We start from the raw sequence: 17,593 nt of genomic DNA, 5'->3' as shown, positions 1-17,593 counted from the left end.
GATTTAGGACATATAGTGCGTGTTCAAAAAGTCTGGTTTTCAGTACCGAGAAGATGGAATGAAGATAGAAATGGAGTAGCGGAGCGTAGGGAAACTACGTGAGCAACGGACATTTCGGCTGAATTTCATATTCGATGCTGATTATGCCAATAGGCATGATTCGTAATCAAAAGCGGACTTTTTGAATTTCCTCTAAAGATGGATATTCCTGCGTCCCGGCCTGATGAGACCATAGGTCCGTTTATCCGGTCGGGATTGTAGGTAAATATGCTAAAATTGTCACAGGTACTTTGCTCCATTGCAAAATGGACCTGACGTGCATATAATGAGTGGAGTCGTCATTCAGACACAGAAAGTGAGGAACGTAAGGTTACAGTTACACAAGCGCCAGAGCTTGGAGTTGCGCGGGATGATGTTGATCAGGATTTCTTCTAGGTTGAAGAACGGCTGATTAAGATCAACGGCAATCAAGCTGACGAGGTGGAGGTGTTCGGATTGTTCGGCGGGGACCTCCCGGTGAAGCACCAGAGCCGTAAACCGGATTGCGGAAAATGGATAGGTGACTGTCCACACAACGCGCCGGTGCAGGTGCAAGAGTTAAACTAAAATTCAAATGAATGTGCGTGAAGAGCGTAAACAGTACGCGGACGGGAAAATGATGTACATTCATGATTGCATTCATAACAGCTTATGATGACAGCGGGGCGACACGAGGTCGCTCTGATCATTGATAATTGAATAAGTACCAAGTATTCATGAAACGCTAGGCAATCACTCATTTTTCCGATATGCCGCCTCTGCCTGTTTCTCTTCGTGACACAGTATTCATATACAAACGGAGGAAATAAATTATGTGCGGTATTGTTGGATATATTGGTAATAAGAACACTCAGTCGGTATTGGTTGAAGGATTGAAGAAACTCGAGTATCGTGGTTATGATTCTGCAGGTATCGCAGTATTCACACCGGAAGGTCTGCAAATCACGAAAGCTCTTGGTCGTCTTGCGAACCTTGAAGCCAAGCTGGATGGTGCACCACTGGTAGGTAATGCCGGAATCGGACACACACGTTGGGCAACTCATGGTAAACCATCGGATGAGAACTCTCATCCACACACAGATGGAAGCCAGAAATTCTCTGTTGTGCATAACGGTATTATTGAGAACTACCTGGATCTGAAGGACGAATTGATGGCTCAAGGTCACACGTTCACTTCCGAGACAGATACTGAGGTTATCTCTCACCTGATCGCACGTGAATACAATGGTGATATCGTCAAAACAGTACAAAAAGTGATCACGTTGTTGCGTGGCGCATTTGCACTGGGTGTATTGACAGAGCATGAGCCTGAGAAACTCGTAGCTGTGCGTCAAGCAAGCCCATTGATTATTGGTATTGGTGAAGGCGAGAACTTCATTGGTTCCGACATCCCGGCAATTCTGGAACATACACGTAACGTGTACATTCTGAATGATGGTGAAATGGCTGTATTGACACATGATGCTGTCGAATTGATGACGATTGAAGGTAACTTTATTTCTCGGGAAATGATTCGTGTCGATTGGGATGCTGTAACCGCAGAAAAAGGCGGATTTGAGCACTTCATGTTGAAAGAAATTCATGAGCAACCAAAAGCATATCGTGATACTATGCTGGGTCGCATCGATAATGAAGGCAAAAAAGTTCAACTTCCTGAGTTGAAAATGACTGAAGAACAAATTAAAAATATCCGTAACGTTCAAATCATTGCATGTGGTACAGCGTACCATGCAGGTCTGGTTGGACGTACAGTGATTGAGCAATTGGTACGTATTCCGGTTGAAACTGATGTGGCTTCCGAGTACCGTTACCGTTCCCCAATCGTGCACAAAGATACACTTGTAATCGTAGTGAGCCAATCCGGTGAAACTGCCGATACGCTTGCTGCATTGCGTGAAGCACAATCCAATGGGGCACATGTACTGGCAATCACAAACGTAGTGGGCAGCTCCATTGCACGTGATGCAGATGATGTTATCGCAACATTGGCAGGTCCTGAAATTGCAGTAGCTTCTACCAAAGCGTATACTTCGCAATTGATCGCGTTTAACTTGCTTGGTCTGTACCTTGCACAAGTTCGTGGTACTCAATCTGCAGAAGAGATTGAACACACGCTGGCAGCAATGCAAGCATTGCCTGAGCAAGTGGAATCCATGTTGGAGCAAGCGGAAGCAATTAAAGGATATGCAGAGCAAATCTCCAAACATGAACATCTCTTCTTCATTGGCCGTGGTCTTGACTATGCAGTAGCTCAAGAAGGATCTTTGAAGCTGAAAGAGATCTCTTATATTCACTCCGAGGCGTATGCTGCGGGTGAGTTGAAACATGGTACGCTTGCATTGATCGAAGATGGTATCCCTGTTATTGCCCTGGCAACGCAGGAGAACGTACTTGAGAAAACAGTGAGCAACATTAAGGAAGTAAAAGCACGTGGCGCAGATGTATTGGCAATTACGTATGAAGAGCACGTAGCACCATTGCTGAAATCCGTAGACCAAGCGTTTGCGATTCCTAAGACGCTGCCACTGCTTAGCCCTGCTTTGTCTGTAGTTGCGCTGCAATTGCTGGCATACTATGCTTCCCTGGCACTGGGTCATGATGTAGATAAACCACGTAACCTGGCGAAAAGTGTAACGGTTGAGTAAGGTAAGGAATTCAGTAAACTAATAAAGTATGGACAAAATAATGGTCCTGATGACTCTAAGTCATCAGGACTTTTTTGATGTTTCAGGAGGGTGGTTCTAAATATTAGAACCACCTTATTTGTGTTTTTTCATTGTAAATTGCGGTCATTCATTGGACGAAAATCCATCAGATTATAAAGTATCTTAGGAAGAGTATCCTTTTGTAATTCTCACATTTGAAATATTCTTCGTGCACGAATGTAATCAACTTCTTAAAGAGAATCATTAACCTTCGCAACTCGTAAGTGCAAATATATCCCCAAGAAGGATGCGGATCGGGCATAAAAGATCATTTGAATGGTAAAGGAAGATGACTGAACGTGACGGGTACATCTTTCAGCAACTCACAAAATGGTATGCCAAGAAGCAACAATGCGCTCGATGAAGAAGCTTATTACGCGAAGTGAAATTATTGACCGTTCAATTCGGACTCAGAACGCGATTGTAATCTGCATGTAAATGAGTGAAGGACATCGGAAAGCGTATAAGGGAAAACCTCACCTACGGTTTGATGAGGAGGAGAAGAATATATTTACCCTTTACTCTAACAGAGGCGTAGAGAAGAAGGCGTGATACAAAACGATGTCGGCTACCATCCGTGTGGACGCTGTGGCCAGTTTCCAGCCAGGCTTTCAGAAATTGGTCAGGTAATCATGTTAAGTTATTACAAAGTGCAAGGAATCGGAACACCGGCAAAGAATATTTAAAGGGAATATGTACCAAATTTACCTGTTAAATGACTGAATGTCAACACTCGTCGAATTCCTCGATTGATGTCAAATCATTCCCAACGTTTCTTCTACATTCGCTCTTTTTAACGAAAAATGTTAACACATAATGTTTTATGAACCAAATTTAACAATATAATGACTATATTTAACAAAAATTTCACTATACATTCTTGTAAATTTTGATATAATTCAACCTAGGTCTTATTCCCTATTATTCTAATAAATGGAATTGTAGGGTTTTTTATACCCATCCAAGCTGTGTGCGAGAGACCAGTATACTGGCTAACCAACAAGCCGGCATGTGGGGACCAACAATTGTGGAAAATGACAGCCTAGAATATGTTACTCCATGACGTCAGAAGGTTTAGAAAGGAAGGTTCGGATAGATAGAGCCAACCTTATCCCAATTCCGATGGAGGATGAAGCGAGTGAGCATTTTTGAAAAGCTGGAATCCAACGTAAGATCTTACTGCAGAAGCTTTCCGGTGGTATTCGACCGGGCCAAGGGAGACCTTTTATATTCTGAGGACGGAAGAGCATATATTGATTTCTTTGCAGGTGCCGGGGCACTCAATTACGGCCATAACAACGATTATATTAAAGACCGGGTTCTCGATTACTTGACCTCCGACCGGATTATGCACGGTCTGGATATGTATACAATGGCCAAGCGTGAATTCATCCAGAGCTTCTCCGAGCGGATCCTGGAGCCGAAGAAGCTGAATTACAAGCTTCAATTCTGCGGTCCAACAGGGACGAATGCGGTGGAAGCGGCCCTGAAGCTCGCACGCAAGGCGAAGAAGAGAAGTGGAATATTCGCATTCATGGGTGGCTTCCACGGCATGTCGCTCGGCAGTCTGTCGGCGACAAGCTCCAAGTCCATGAGAGAAGGGGCGGGGCTTCCTCTGGACGGAGTTACGTTCATGCCGCACCCGAGCGGGGCTTTCGCAGAAATGGATACGCTCGGTTATATCGAGAATATCCTGACTGATTCGCACTCCGGAATCGACAAGCCGGCCGCGATCCTGCTTGAAACGGTACAAGCCGAAGGCGGAATTCACGTTGTCGACGCACAGTGGCTACGTGAGCTGCAGCAGCTTTGCCGCAGGCACGATATTCTGCTCATTACAGACGAGATTCAAGTAGGATGCGGCCGGACAGGCGAATTCTTCTCCTTCGAACGTGCGGGGATCGAGCCGGATCTCATTACCCTGTCGAAGTCGATCAGCGGGTACGGCCTGCCAATGTCCCTCCTGCTGCTGAAGCCCGAACTGGATATCTGGACGCCGGGCGAGCACAACGGCACCTTCCGCGGCAACCAGCTGGCTTTTGTGGCCGCGAAGGCTGCTCTCGAGTTCCGGGACAGAACCGAACTGGAAGCTCAGGTGAAGCAGAAGGAAGAATATGTGCGCTCGTTCCTTGATCAAGAAATTAAGCCTCTGCATCCGTCCATCGCCATCCGCGGACTCGGCCTGATCTGGGGCATTGACGTCTCGGGGTTCATGGATGAAGCCGGGGCGAAGCGGGTGGCGGATATCAGCTTCGAGAACGGGCTCATCATTGAAAGAGCCGGCAGAGGAGATTGTGTGCTGAAGATCATGCCTCCGCTGACCGTCTCGATGGAGCATCTGGCCGCCGGCTGCGACATTATCAAGTCCAGTATGCAGCAGGTGATCTCTCAGGAGACCAAGGATTTACTAGTAACGACCTAAGCTTGGCCAAGCCGATGGTCGCCCCCGGCAAGAGGCACGAAAGTGCCTTCCGGAGGGCGTGCGGACTTGATGTTAAGGTAGCGCTTTAACCTCATGCTACCTGCGGTAACGTCAATCAGCATGGAATTCTCCGGCAATCCAAGCGCAGTCCCGTTCGTGCCATACGGAGCATTCTTTGAGCCTCATGCAGTACCCTCGTTAAATTTAATCGTCAGGAAAAGCTCACTACCCCGCAGCCGAATCTTTACTTATCCACACCAGGGCTGTGGGGGAATAATCAAATCGTACATAGAGTGTATCAATACCCCTTAAACATAGGCTTCGTCAAAGGTAGCTCGGGTACCAAATCAGGAGGTACGATCGACTTCCTGCTGGACGGCCGGAACCCTGCGGCAAGCCTTACATCGACAGGAGGAACATTCCTTGTCGTCTATCCCCAAATCCAATTCCGAACCCCAAGTTAAACCAAATCCCGTCTTCGGGTGGCTCGTCCGCAGCAATCTTATTGAAGCAGAGGAGTCCGAAGTAGCCGCATCTCTTGCGTAGAACGATGTTTGTTGTCCTTTACGCATGGGAGCCGAGCGGTACAGCTGCTAGGCAGAGGATTGCCGTATGCGATCAACCGGGCAATCCAAGCGGTGACATGGCGTAAGCCATTGATATTGTTGTCAGATGTTTGAAAAGGAGTGGAGCGTTGCTTCGGCATATGCTCTGCCGGATTGCTTTTACCGATGAAGAGAGGGGAACGATCCAGATGGCTTTTGAAAAAGAAACGTTGTTTTGGAACGAAAAATTCGGTAGTGACGATTATACCTTGACGCGGTTGCCTTACAGCAAAGCTCCAAACTCCCTGGTGCCCAATGTGAAAACCGTTGGCGGTTCGCTTTCGGAGGAAGCGGCGCAGCGGGTCCTTCAAATGAGCAAGGGTGCTCCGCTGGCTGCTTTTATGATTTTGCTCGCAGGTGTTCAGGCACTCTTGCATAAATATACAGGTTCTTCAGACATTCTGGTTGGCATGCCGGTTGTGCCGAAAAAGGGGGAGACGCGTCGATCCGTTAATCATACGGTCATTTTGAAAAACTCGCTTTCGGTGGGGGCAACTTTTAAGACGCTTCTGAGCGAACTGAGGACTTCCTTGCCGGAAGCCATTCAGCATCAACATATTCCGTTCTTGAAAATGACGGAGAAGCTGGATCTGCAATATGCAGAAGGGATACCCTTCGTCCATACGCTAGTATCCCTTAAGGAGTTGCATCTGGACGAAATTGGGCAAAACGTGGTCACGGACTGTTCCTTTGAATTCAGTTTAGTTGGCGGGACGATACAGCTAGCGCTGTCATATAACGAGCACTTATATGACTCCGAGTTCATGAATCGGGTCGTCGGCCATCTGAATCGCCTACTGTCCGTGGGGCTTCATGAGTTGGAGCTGGACATCGTGCGAGCGGACATGCTGTCGGAGGACGAAAAATTTCAATTAATACAAAGCTTCAACGATACCGAGAAGGACTATCCTCGTGATCGGACGATTCATCAGCTTGTGGAGGAGCAAGCGAAGCGTGTGCCCGAGGCGACGGCGGTTGTTTTTGAGGGGCAGCGGCTTTCATACGCAGAGTTGAACGAACGGGCGAACCAGCTGGCGCGTACGCTACGATCGGTCGGTGTGCTGCCCAATCAGTTGGTAGGCTTGATGGTTAGGAGATCGCTGGAGACGGTCATTGGCATTTTGGCGGTTCTGAAAGCTGGCGGTGCCTACGTGCCGATCGACCCGGAGTACCCGGAAGAACGTATTCGCTACATTCTGGAGAACTCGAACGCGCAGCTGCTGCTGACTCAAAGAGAGCTGTTACAGCAAGTCCCGTTCGAAGGGAGCGTATTGGCGCTAGATGACAAGCAGGCCTATAGCGACGATGGCTCGAACCTGGAGGCGGCCAGTGGTCCACATGATCTTGCTTATGTCATTTATACGTCAGGTACAACGGGCAACCCCAAAGGGGTCATGCTGGAGCATCGTGGTTTGGTCAGCTTGAAGTTGATGTTCGCAGACAGGCTGGGCATCACGGAGCATGACCGGATCGTTCAATTTGCGAGCTTGTCCTTCGATGCATCCTGCTGGGAGGTTTTCAAAGCACTCTATTTTGGCGCGGCTTTGTACATCCCGACAGCCGAAACAATTCTCGACACTCGTCTGTTCGAGAGTTATATGAACGAGCATGCGATTACGGCGGCGATTCTGCCCCCGACGTACAGCGCTCATTTGAACCCGGACCGTCTTCCCAGCTTAACAAAGCTTGTAACGGGAGGTTCGGCGGTATCGGCCGAATTCGTGCAGCAGTGGAAAGCGAAGGTTCACTATTTCAATGCTTACGGGCCTACCGAAGCTTCGATTGTTACGACGCTTTGGGATGCGGATGAGCAGCAGCCGGAGCGTAGAGTCATTCCGATTGGGCGCCCGCTGTCTAATCATCAGATTTTTATTTTGGATGCCCACCTGCAACTTGTGCCTCCGGGAGTGGACGGCGAGCTGTGCGTTGCAGGCGTGGGGCTTGCGAGAGGTTACCTGAACCAGCCGGAGCTGACGGCAGAGAAATTTGTGGAACATCCGTTTGCGCCGGGAGAACGCCTTTACCGGACAGGAGATCTCGCCCGCTGGCTGCCGGACGGTAATATGGAGTATTTGGGCCGGATCGACCATCAGGTGAAAATCCGTGGATTCCGAATCGAGGTCGGTGAGATTGAAGAGCAACTTCTGAAGATCGACTCGGTGCAGGAGACGATTGTGATTGCGCGGGAAGGCAAAAGTGGGCAAGAACTGTGCGCTTACCTGGTGGCTAGTCTCCCTCTTACGCTCGGCGAGCTGAGAAGCGCGCTGGCGCAAAAATTGCCGAATTACATGATTCCGGCACATTTTGTTCAGCTTCCGCAGATGCCGCTCACCCCGAACGACAAAATCGACCGCAAGGCTTTGCCTGCCCCGGAAGGAAACGCACTGACCGGCGGCGAGTACGTAGCTCCACGCAATGAAGCCGAGCGGACGCTTGCCGATGTGTGGCAGGCGGTATTGAACGCCGATCGCGTTGGGGTAACGGATCATTTCTTCGAGCTGGGCGGAGATTCGATCAAGTCCATTCAAGTATCTTCGCGGCTTCATCAAGCCGGGTACAGGCTGGAAATCCGGGATTTGTTCAAATATCCGACGATCTCACAGCTTAGCCTGCATGTGATACCGATCGGACGTACCATTGATCAAGGCGAAATTACGGGTGAAACGGCGCTGACGCCGATTCAGCATTGGTTTTTCGAGAGCTCCTTTGCGGACCCGCATCATTTCAACCAGTCGGTGATGCTGTACCGGAAGGAACGCTTCGACGAAGAGATGGTACGTCAGGTGCTGCAAAAGCTGGCCGAGCATCATGATGCCTTACGGATGGTGTTCCGCAAAACGGAACAAGGGTTTAGCGCACGGACCCGCGCGATTCAGGAAGACGAGATGTTCACGCTGGACGTGTTCGACTTCAAAGATGCGGAGAATCCCACGCAGACTGTGGAAGCGAAGGCAACGGACATTCAAGCGGGCATCGATCTGGAGAACGGGCCCCTCATGAAGGCGGGACTGTTCCAGTGCGCGGACGGTGATCATTTGCTGCTCGGGGTTCATCATGCTGTGGTAGATGGCGTGTCTTGGCGCATTTTAATGGAGGATTTCGCTCTAGGTTACGAGCAGACTGGCAAAAGCGAAGAAATTCGTTTCCCGGCGAAAACAGATGCGTACCGCACTTGGTCCGAGCAGTTGGCTGCTTACGCGCAAAGCCCGGAGATGGAGAAGGAACGGGCCTATTGGCAGGCCGTGGATCAAATGGAGGTTCCGGCCGTGCCGAAGGATATGGAGGCGGACGTTACGACGCAGCAGGACAGCGAATCGCTGTTTGTCCGTTTGGCTCCCGAAGAAACGGAGCTGCTACTGAAGCGGGTTCACCGTGCCTTCAACACCGAAATGAATGATATTTTGGTAACGGCGCTCGGCATAGCCTTACGCAAATGGACGGGGCACGAACGGGTGCGGATCAATCTTGAAGGACACGGACGTGAATCGATCGGAACGGATATCGATATCACGCGTACAGTCGGCTGGTTTACGACCAAGTTTCCGGTCGTCCTAGAGCCGGAAACTGACCGGGATTTGACCTATCAGATTAAACAGGTCAAGGAAAACTTGCGCCGCATTCCGAACAAGGGGCTTGGGTACGGCATATGCCGCTATCTTTCGAAATCGGAGGAAGGCTTGGTTTGGGGCGCAGAGCCGGAAATTAATTTTAACTACCTCGGCCAGTTCGACGATGATGTCAACCAGGGAGAGATCGACATATCTTCTTATTCCAGTGGCAGCCCGGCTAGCGACCGGCAGGCCCGCAGCTTTGTGCTGGATATCAACGGTATGGTGCTGGACGGTGCTTTATCGCTCGATCTCAGCTACAGCCGGAAGCAGTATCGGAAGGAAACGATGGAAGCCTTCGCTCAGCGGCTTGAGCAAAGTCTCCGAGAGCTCATTACCCACTGCGCAGGCAAAGAGAACACCGAATTGACGCCAAGCGACGTGCAATTTAAAGGCTTGACCATCACAGAATTGGAGCAAATCGCCCAGCGCTCGAGTCATCTCGGGGAAATCGAAAATATTTACTCGCTGACGCCGATGCAAAAGGGTATGTGGTTCCACAGCGCGCTTGACCGGCAAACGGCAACTTACTTTGAGCAGACACGGTTTACGATGCGGGGAGCGCTCGACGTCCAGCTTTTTGAGAGGAGCTGGATGGAGCTTGCAAAACGTCATCTGGTGCTGCGGGCGAATTTTGTGAATGGACCAGCGGGCGAGCCGCTGCAAATCATATACCGCGATAAGCCAGTCGGCTTTGAATATGAAGAGCTGCTTCATTTGCAGGTACATGAGAAACAAGCTTACTTGGATGAAAAGGCCGAGGAGGACAAGCTTCGTGGCTTCGACATGGAACATGATGCGCTCGTTCGGTTTACGATTCTGCGCACTGAAGAGCAAAGTTATCACGTTCTGTGGAGTTTCCAGCATATTTTAATGGACGGCTGGTGCCTGGCTCAACTGACGCAGGAGTTGTTTGAGATATACTCGACCCTGACCTCTGGGAAGCAGCCAGCGGGAGGTAAAGGATCGGATTATGGCGATTATATCGAATGGTTGGAGAAACAGGACGATCAGGCGGCATCCGGCTATTGGACAGCGTTCCTGGCAGGCTACGAAGGGCAAACCGTACTTCCGGGGCAAAAGGAACCAGCGCCGAGCGGCAGATTTATGGCTGATCACGTCACCGCCGAACTAGGCAAGGACTTGAGCAAACGGATGGACCGGGTGGCGAAACAGCACCTGGTTACAGTCAATACGCTGCTGCAAGCCGTTTGGGGCGTAATGCTGCAAAAATATAACGGAACAAACGATGCCGTATTCGGCAGTGTCGTTGCCGGAAGACCGGCGGAAATCCCGGGCATTGAGTCTATGATCGGGCTGTTCATCAATACGGTGCCGGTCCGCGTCAATAGCGAAGTGGACACCGTGTTCACCGACCTGATGGCGAAGCTCCAAGAGCGGGCGCTGGATTCCGGGCGTTATGATTACTATCCGCTGTATGAAATTCAAGCGCGTAGCGTGCAAAAGCAGAATCTGATCAACCATATCATCGCTTTCGAGAACTATCCGGTGGACGAGCAGATGGAGCAGGCGGGGGACCAGCAGCACGGCGGCCTGACAATTGCTGACGTTCAGATGGAGGAGCAGACGAACTATAACTTCAACGTGACTGTGATGCCGGGAACCGAGATCGAAATTCGATTCGACTTTAATGCCGAAGTGTTCGATAAAGACAGCATCGAGCGGCTCAAGGGGCATCTCGTGCATCTGCTGGAGCAGGTAACGGATAACCCGGAAATTACCGTGGGCGAGCTGGAACTTGTGACGGAGGCAGAAAAGGCCGACCTTCTCGGACGTTTTAACGACACCACGACGGAATTTCCGCGCGGGCAGACGCTCATTCAATTGTTCGAAGAGCAGGCGGAGTACATCCCGGATGCAGCCGCCATCTCCATGAATGAGCAAGAGATGACTTACCGGGAGCTGAACGAACGTGTCAACCGCCTTGCCCGTACCTTGCGTAGCCACGGGATATCCCAAGGACGTCTGGTCGCCATTATGGCTGAGCGTTCCATCGAAATGGTTATAGGTATACTGGCAGCACACAAAGCCGGAGCCGCTTACGTACCGATTGACCCGGAATATCCAGAGGAGCGTATCCGTTTCTTGATAGAGGATTCAGGAGCGCAGGTCATGCTGACGCAAAGCCGCTTGTGCGAGCGACTGGCGGGTTTGGACTCGGTGATCTTACTGGATGACGAGTCTTTCTATCACGAGGACGGAACAAACCTAAATCAAGGGATTGAAGCGACAGATCTGGCCTGCGTGATCTATACGTCAGGCACGACGGGCAAGCCAAAAGGAAACCTTGTTTCACACCGCAACATCGTGCGCGTTGTGCAAAATACAAATTATATCGACATCACCAATCGCGATCATGTCCTCCAGCTTTCGAGCTATTCGTTCGACGGAGCGATTTTCGATATTTTTGGTGCTTTGACCAACGGGGCGCGGCTGGTGCTGGTTCCCCGCGAGACGTTGCTGGAAATTGGTCTACTGGCGGATCTCATCCAGCGCCAGCGCATATCGGTCATGTTTATTACGACGGCTTTCTTCAACGTGCTTGTAGATGTGAATGTCAATTGTTTTCGGGATGTCCGGGCGATTTTGTTTGGAGGAGAGCGTGTCTCGGTTGGTCATGTACGTAAAGCACTCGCCCATCTTGGAGCGGGTAGGCTCAACCATGTTTACGGACCGACGGAAAGCACGATATTTACCACGTACCTTCCGGTCGACTTCGTTGATGAGTCGGCGCTTACCGTTCCTATCGGACGACCAATCAGCAATACGACGGTGTATATCGTCGACAGCCGGAATAAGTTGCTGCCGATCGGCGTGGTCGGGGAGCTATGTGTCGGCGGAGAAGGTTTGGTACGGGGCTACAATAACCGGCCGGAACTGACGGCGGAGAAATTTGTGCACAATCCTTTTACGTCAGGAGAGCGCATGTACCGGACGGGGGATTTGGCGAAATGGCTACCGGACGGCACGATTGAATATGTGGGACGAACGGACGACCAAGTGAAAATCCGTGGCTTCCGCATAGAGCTGGGCGAGATCGAAACTCAGCTTCAGAAAGTGGAGGGAATTCGGAAAACGACAGTATTTGCGCGGGAAAACGTGTCCGGCGAAAAGCAGCTTTGCGCCTATTATGAAGCGGACTGTGAGCTTCCGGCGGCCGAGCTGAAGAGCGTGCTGTCTCAGGAACTGCCGGCCTATATGATCCCGACGTACCTGATCCAGTTGGAGCGTCTCCCGCTGACGACGAATGGCAAGGTTGACCGCCGCTCCCTCCCGGCACCTGAGGAGAGCTTGCAGCCAGACGAAGGACATACTCCGCCTCGGACTCCGCTCGAAGCCAACTTGGCTGAAATATGGAAAAGCGTGCTTGGATTGGAGCACATCGGGGTTCATGACAACTTCTTTGACTTGGGCGGCCATTCCCTGCGGGCAACGACACTGGTGAGCAAGGTGCATCAGGAGTTGAACGTCGAGTTGCCTCTGCGCGACGTATTCCGCTACTCAACGATCGAACAGATGGCTCTCGCCCTCTCCCGGATCGAAGAACATTCGTTCTCGTCGATTCCGCTGGTAGGCGCAAGAGCGTATTATCCACTTTCCTCAGCTCAGAAGCGGCTGTTTATCCTGAATCAGCTGGAAGGAGCCGAGCAGAGCTATAACATGCCGGGTGTGCTGCTACTCGAAGGATCAATTGACCATAGCCTGCTGGAGAAAGCTTTCCGCGGACTGATCCAACGTCATGAAACGTTGCGAACCGGATTTGAGGTCGTACAAGGCGAAGCGGTACAGCGTATTTACGAGAGCGTTGATTTTTCCGTCGTGTGTCGACATGCGAACGAGGAAGAAGCGTCTGCAGTCGTGCAGGCTTTTATCAGACCTTTCGACTTGGCGAAGCCACCGCTACTGCGTGCCGAGCTCGTAGAGCTGGTAGCCGATCGTTATTTACTGATGTTTGACATGCACCATATCATCTCCGACGGGGTTTCGATGGACGTGTTTGTTGAGGAACTCGTTCGTCTGTATGGCGGTGAGTCATTAGAGCCTTTGCACATTCAGTACAAGGACTATGCGGTATGGCAGCAATCGGACGAGCAAAAAGTGCAATTGAACCGCGAGGAAGCTTACTGGCTGGACCGTTACCGGGGCGAGCTGCCGGTTCTGGAAATGCCAACGGACTATCCGCGTCCTGCTGTACAGAGCTATGAGGGACATACGCTGACGTCCTTCGTGGACGAGGCAACGAACGAAGGCTTGAAACAGCTGGCCGCTCAAAGAGGAACGACGCTATATATGGTGTTGCTTGCCGCATATACCGTGCTTTTGCATAAATACACAGGTCAGGACGATTTGATCGTCGGAACGTCGATTGCGGGCAGAACGCACGGCGACACGCAGCCTTTGATCGGAATGTTCGTCAACACGCTGGCGATCCGCAATTATCCGGCTTCGGAGAAGACCTTCCTGTCGTATTTGGAAGAAGTGAAAGAAACGACTTTAGGCGCTTACGAGCATCAGAATTATCCGTTCGAAGAACTCGTCGATAAAGTGCAGGTTAGCCGGGATTTGAGCCGCAACCCGCTGTTTGACACGATGTTCTCCCTGCAAAACCTGGAGGAGTCAGAGTTTGAGCTGGAAGGGCTGAAATTGTCCCCGTACCCTAGCGAATATGGTATGGCCAAGTTCGACCTGAGTGTGGATGTTACGGAAGAAAATGGCGGACTGGAGTGCAACTTTGAATTCGCAACGGCTCTTTATAAAGAAAGCACGATCCGGCGGCTATCGATTCATTTTGGACATTTGCTAGCGGCGATTGTAAGCCATCCGAATGCAAAGATCGCTGAGCTGGACTTGCTGACGGAAGAGGAAAAAGAACAAATTCTCGGCGCGTTTAACCCGGCGCAGCCGGAAGCGGCTCCGGCGGCCGCGTTCCACCGACTGTTCGAGGAACAGGCGGAACGTACACCGGAAGCGGAAGCCGTTGTCTACGAGAACGTTCGGCTGACGTATGCGGAGCTGAACGTACGGGCGAACGGCTTAGCGGCCACGCTGCGCGCAAGTGGAATCGGCCGGGAGGAGATTGTTGGCATTCTCGCCGAGCGCTCGGTGGACCTGCTGGTGGCCGTGCTGGCCGTCTGGAAAGCAGGCGGGGCATATGTACCGCTTGACCCGGATTATCCGGCGGACCGCGTGCGGTTTATGCTTGAAGACAGCGAAGCGAAGGTGCTGCTGACACAAACGCTGCTGAGAGAGCGTGCTGAAGCCTGGCTCAGCCAAGAGGAACTGGCACTTGCAAAGGTGTTGTACCTCGACGACGAAATGTCATACAGCGAAAACCGGGAGAATGCACCGCTTGGCTCCAGCATGGTTTCCGGTAAAGTCCCCGGCGAGCTGACGGGTGCTGTGAACAGCGATGATCCGAGTCATCTGAAGGTTGCTGGCTTGGACAGCTTCCATGAAGCTCGTCCTGAGGACCTAGCGTACGTGATCTACACGTCGGGGACAACAGGCAAGCCGAAGGGTGTAATGATTGAGCACCGCAGCTTGGTGAACACGGCAGCGGGCTACCGGCGGGAATACCGGTTGGATCAGTTCCCAGTCCGGTTACTGCAACTCGCCAGCTTCTCGTTTGACGTGTTCGTGGGTGATATCGCACGCACGTTGTATAACGGAGGCACCATGGTCATTGTACCGAAGGATGATCGGATTGATCCGTCTCGCCTGCACCACTGGATAGAGCGGGAGCAAGTGACGATCTTTGAATCAACACCAGCACTGATCGTACCGTTTATGGAATACGTGCACGAGCAAGGGCTGGAGTTGAGCGGGATGGAGCTGTTGATCACAAGCTCGGACAGTTGCAGTGTGGCGGATTACCGAACCTTACAGGAACGGTTCGGCTCGTCGTTCCGGATCATCAACGCCTACGGCGTGACGGAAGCGGCGATCGACTCCAGTTTCTATGAGGAGGAGTTGGCGAAGCTGCCGCAGACAGGCCATGTTCCGATTGGCAAAGCGTGGTTGAATGCGAATTTCTACATCGTGGATGCACAACTGAACCCAGTACCGGTCGGGGTGTTGGGCGAGCTGGTTATCGGCGGAGTCGGCGTGGCACGAGGCTACTTGAACCGTCCAGATCTGACAGAAGAGAAGTTTGTAGACAGTCCCTTCACTGCTGGTGAGCGGCTGTACCGCACAGGAGACTTGGCGCGGTGGATGGAGGACGGCAACGTGGACTTCATCGGCCGAATCGACAACCAGGCGAAAATCCGGGGCTACCGGATCGAGGCGGGTGATATCGAGTCGCAGTTGCTGCGGGTGGAAGGTGTGCGCGAAGCGGTGGTGCTGGTTCGAAGTGATGCGAACGGTCAGAAGGCGCTGTGTGCGTATTACACGCCGGATACCGGTGCGAAGCTGTTGGTGAACGATCTGCGCAGTGCGCTGGCACAGGAGTTGCCGGGTTACATGATCCCGTCGTACTTTGTGGAGCTGGAGCGTCTGCCTCTGACACCGAACGGGAAAATAGACCGGAGGGCGCTGCCAGCGCCGGAAGGGGAAGCGGGAAGCGGAACGGAGTATGTCGCACCGCGCAATGAGCTGGAAATGAAGCTGGCGGTGATTTGGCAGGAGGTGCTGGGGCTTGCGAAGCAGATTGGCGTTCACGACAACTTCTTCGACATCGGCGGTCACTCCCTGCGGGCGACGACGCTGGCAGGCAAAATATTTAAGGAATTAAACGTCAACCTGCCGCTGCGCGACGTATTCCGTCACTCAACGATTGCGGCGATGGCCGAGGCGATCACCCGGATGGAACGGCGGGAGCATGAGGCCATTCCTCAAGCGGAAGAGAGAGAGTACTACCCTCTGTCCTCCGCGCAGAAACGGCTGTTCATTCAGCACACGCTGGATGGAGCAGATCAGCTTTACAACATGCCGGAACTGGTGCAGGTGGAAGGTGAGTTTGATTTAGACCGGTTGGAAGCCGCCTTGCGAAAATTGATAACACGGCATGAATCGCTGCGCACCGGTTTTGAAATGATGAAGGGCGAAGTGGTTCAGCGGATATACCCACAGGTCGATTTTGCTATCGAGCATCATCAAGCGGATACAGAGGATTCAGATCAAATCGAGCAGATCGTCCGCAACTTCGTTCGTCCGTTTGATCTCGGCCAACCGCCGCTGCTGCGCGCCGGGGTCATCGAGTTGGAGCCGCACCTGCGTATTCTCCTTTTCGATATGCACCATATCGTGTCCGACGGCGTATCGATGGCGATTGTGATGGAGGAGTTCTCGAGTTTCTACGCCGGAGAACAGCTGCCACCCCTGCGCATTCATTACAAGGATTATGCCGTTTGGCAGCAGTCGAAGGCCCACCGAGAGCGAATCGGGCGGCAGGAAGCGTACTGGCTGCAAACCTTCGAAGGCGAGCTGCCCACGGCGGACCTGCCGATGGACTACGAACGGTCTGCCGTTCGTAGCTACGAAGGCGCGCATGTGGAGTTCGACGTCGAAGCTTCTCTCTCTGCGCGGTTGCGCGAATTGGCTGCCGAGTGTGAAAGCACACTGTTCATGGTGCTGCTTGCGGCTTATACTGTGTTGCTGTCCAAGTACAGCGGTCAGGAGGACTTGATCGTGGGTACCCCGGTGGCTGGAAGAACTAACGCCGATTTGGAGCCGGTCATCGGCATGTTTGTTAATACGCTGGCGCTCCGCAATCGTCCGTCTGGCGACAAAACGTTCTTGTCCTACCTGGAAGAAGTGAAGGAAACGGCTTTGGGTGCTTTTGAGAATCAGGATTATCCATTCGAGGATCTCGTGGAGCGTTTGAATGTGAAACGGGAGCCGGGCCGCTTCCCGCTGTTCGATGCCGTTTTCGACTTGCAAAATATCGAAGAACGAGACGCCGAACTGGAAGGGGTCAGCCTGAAGAATTACGAGCTTGACCCATTGGAAGAAGCGAAGTTTGATCTGACGCTGTTTATGTATGAAAACGAAGGGGCGTTGAGCGGGGGCTTCTTCTACGCCACCAAGCTGTTTAAAGAAACGATGATCCGCACCTTGACTGAGGATTACCTGCGGGTACTGTCTCAAATTGCGGAAAATCCACAACTCGAGCTAAGCCGAATTGAATGTCATAAACCGGCGGCAGGCGCAAAGAGTGCTGTTGATACGATCGAATTCGCATTCTAATGTTAC

The 17,593-nt window shown here is 51.8% G+C and carries 4 protein-coding genes; all 4 read left to right on the top strand.

Annotated features, from left to right (window positions below):
• Positions 1 to 851 precede the first annotated feature (851 nt).
• The 4 genes from glmS to C161_RS02925 all read left to right on the top strand — a co-directional run bounded on the left by glmS (position 852) and on the right by C161_RS02925 (position 17,587).
• On the top strand, positions 852 to 2,684 hold the full coding sequence (glmS, locus tag C161_RS02935) for a glutamine--fructose-6-phosphate transaminase (isomerizing) (protein WP_036668148.1): 1,833 nt from the start codon (positions 852 to 854) through the stop codon (positions 2,682 to 2,684).
• Positions 2,685 to 3,882: 1,198 nt separating this feature from the next.
• Complete coding sequence (ectB, locus tag C161_RS02930) at positions 3,883 to 5,166, top strand: diaminobutyrate--2-oxoglutarate transaminase (protein WP_036668147.1); 1,284 nt, start codon at positions 3,883 to 3,885, stop codon at positions 5,164 to 5,166.
• Between the two features lie 423 nt (positions 5,167 to 5,589).
• On the top strand, positions 5,590 to 5,712 hold the full coding sequence (locus C161_RS33290; RefSeq protein WP_256721367.1) for a hypothetical protein: 123 nt from the start codon (positions 5,590 to 5,592) through the stop codon (positions 5,710 to 5,712).
• A gap of 208 nt (positions 5,713 to 5,920) precedes the next feature.
• Entirely contained in the window at positions 5,921 to 17,587 is an 11,667-nt protein-coding gene (locus tag C161_RS02925; protein ID WP_235193720.1) for a non-ribosomal peptide synthetase, read from the top strand.
• Positions 17,588 to 17,593: the final 6 nt, after the last annotated feature.

Source organism: Paenibacillus sp. FSL R5-192, assembly GCF_000517845.1.
Lineage (GTDB): Bacteria > Bacillota > Bacilli > Paenibacillales > Paenibacillaceae > Paenibacillus > Paenibacillus amylolyticus.
The sequence above is the reverse complement of the archived record's forward strand: the minus strand, read 5'-3'. Positions and strand labels throughout refer to the sequence as shown.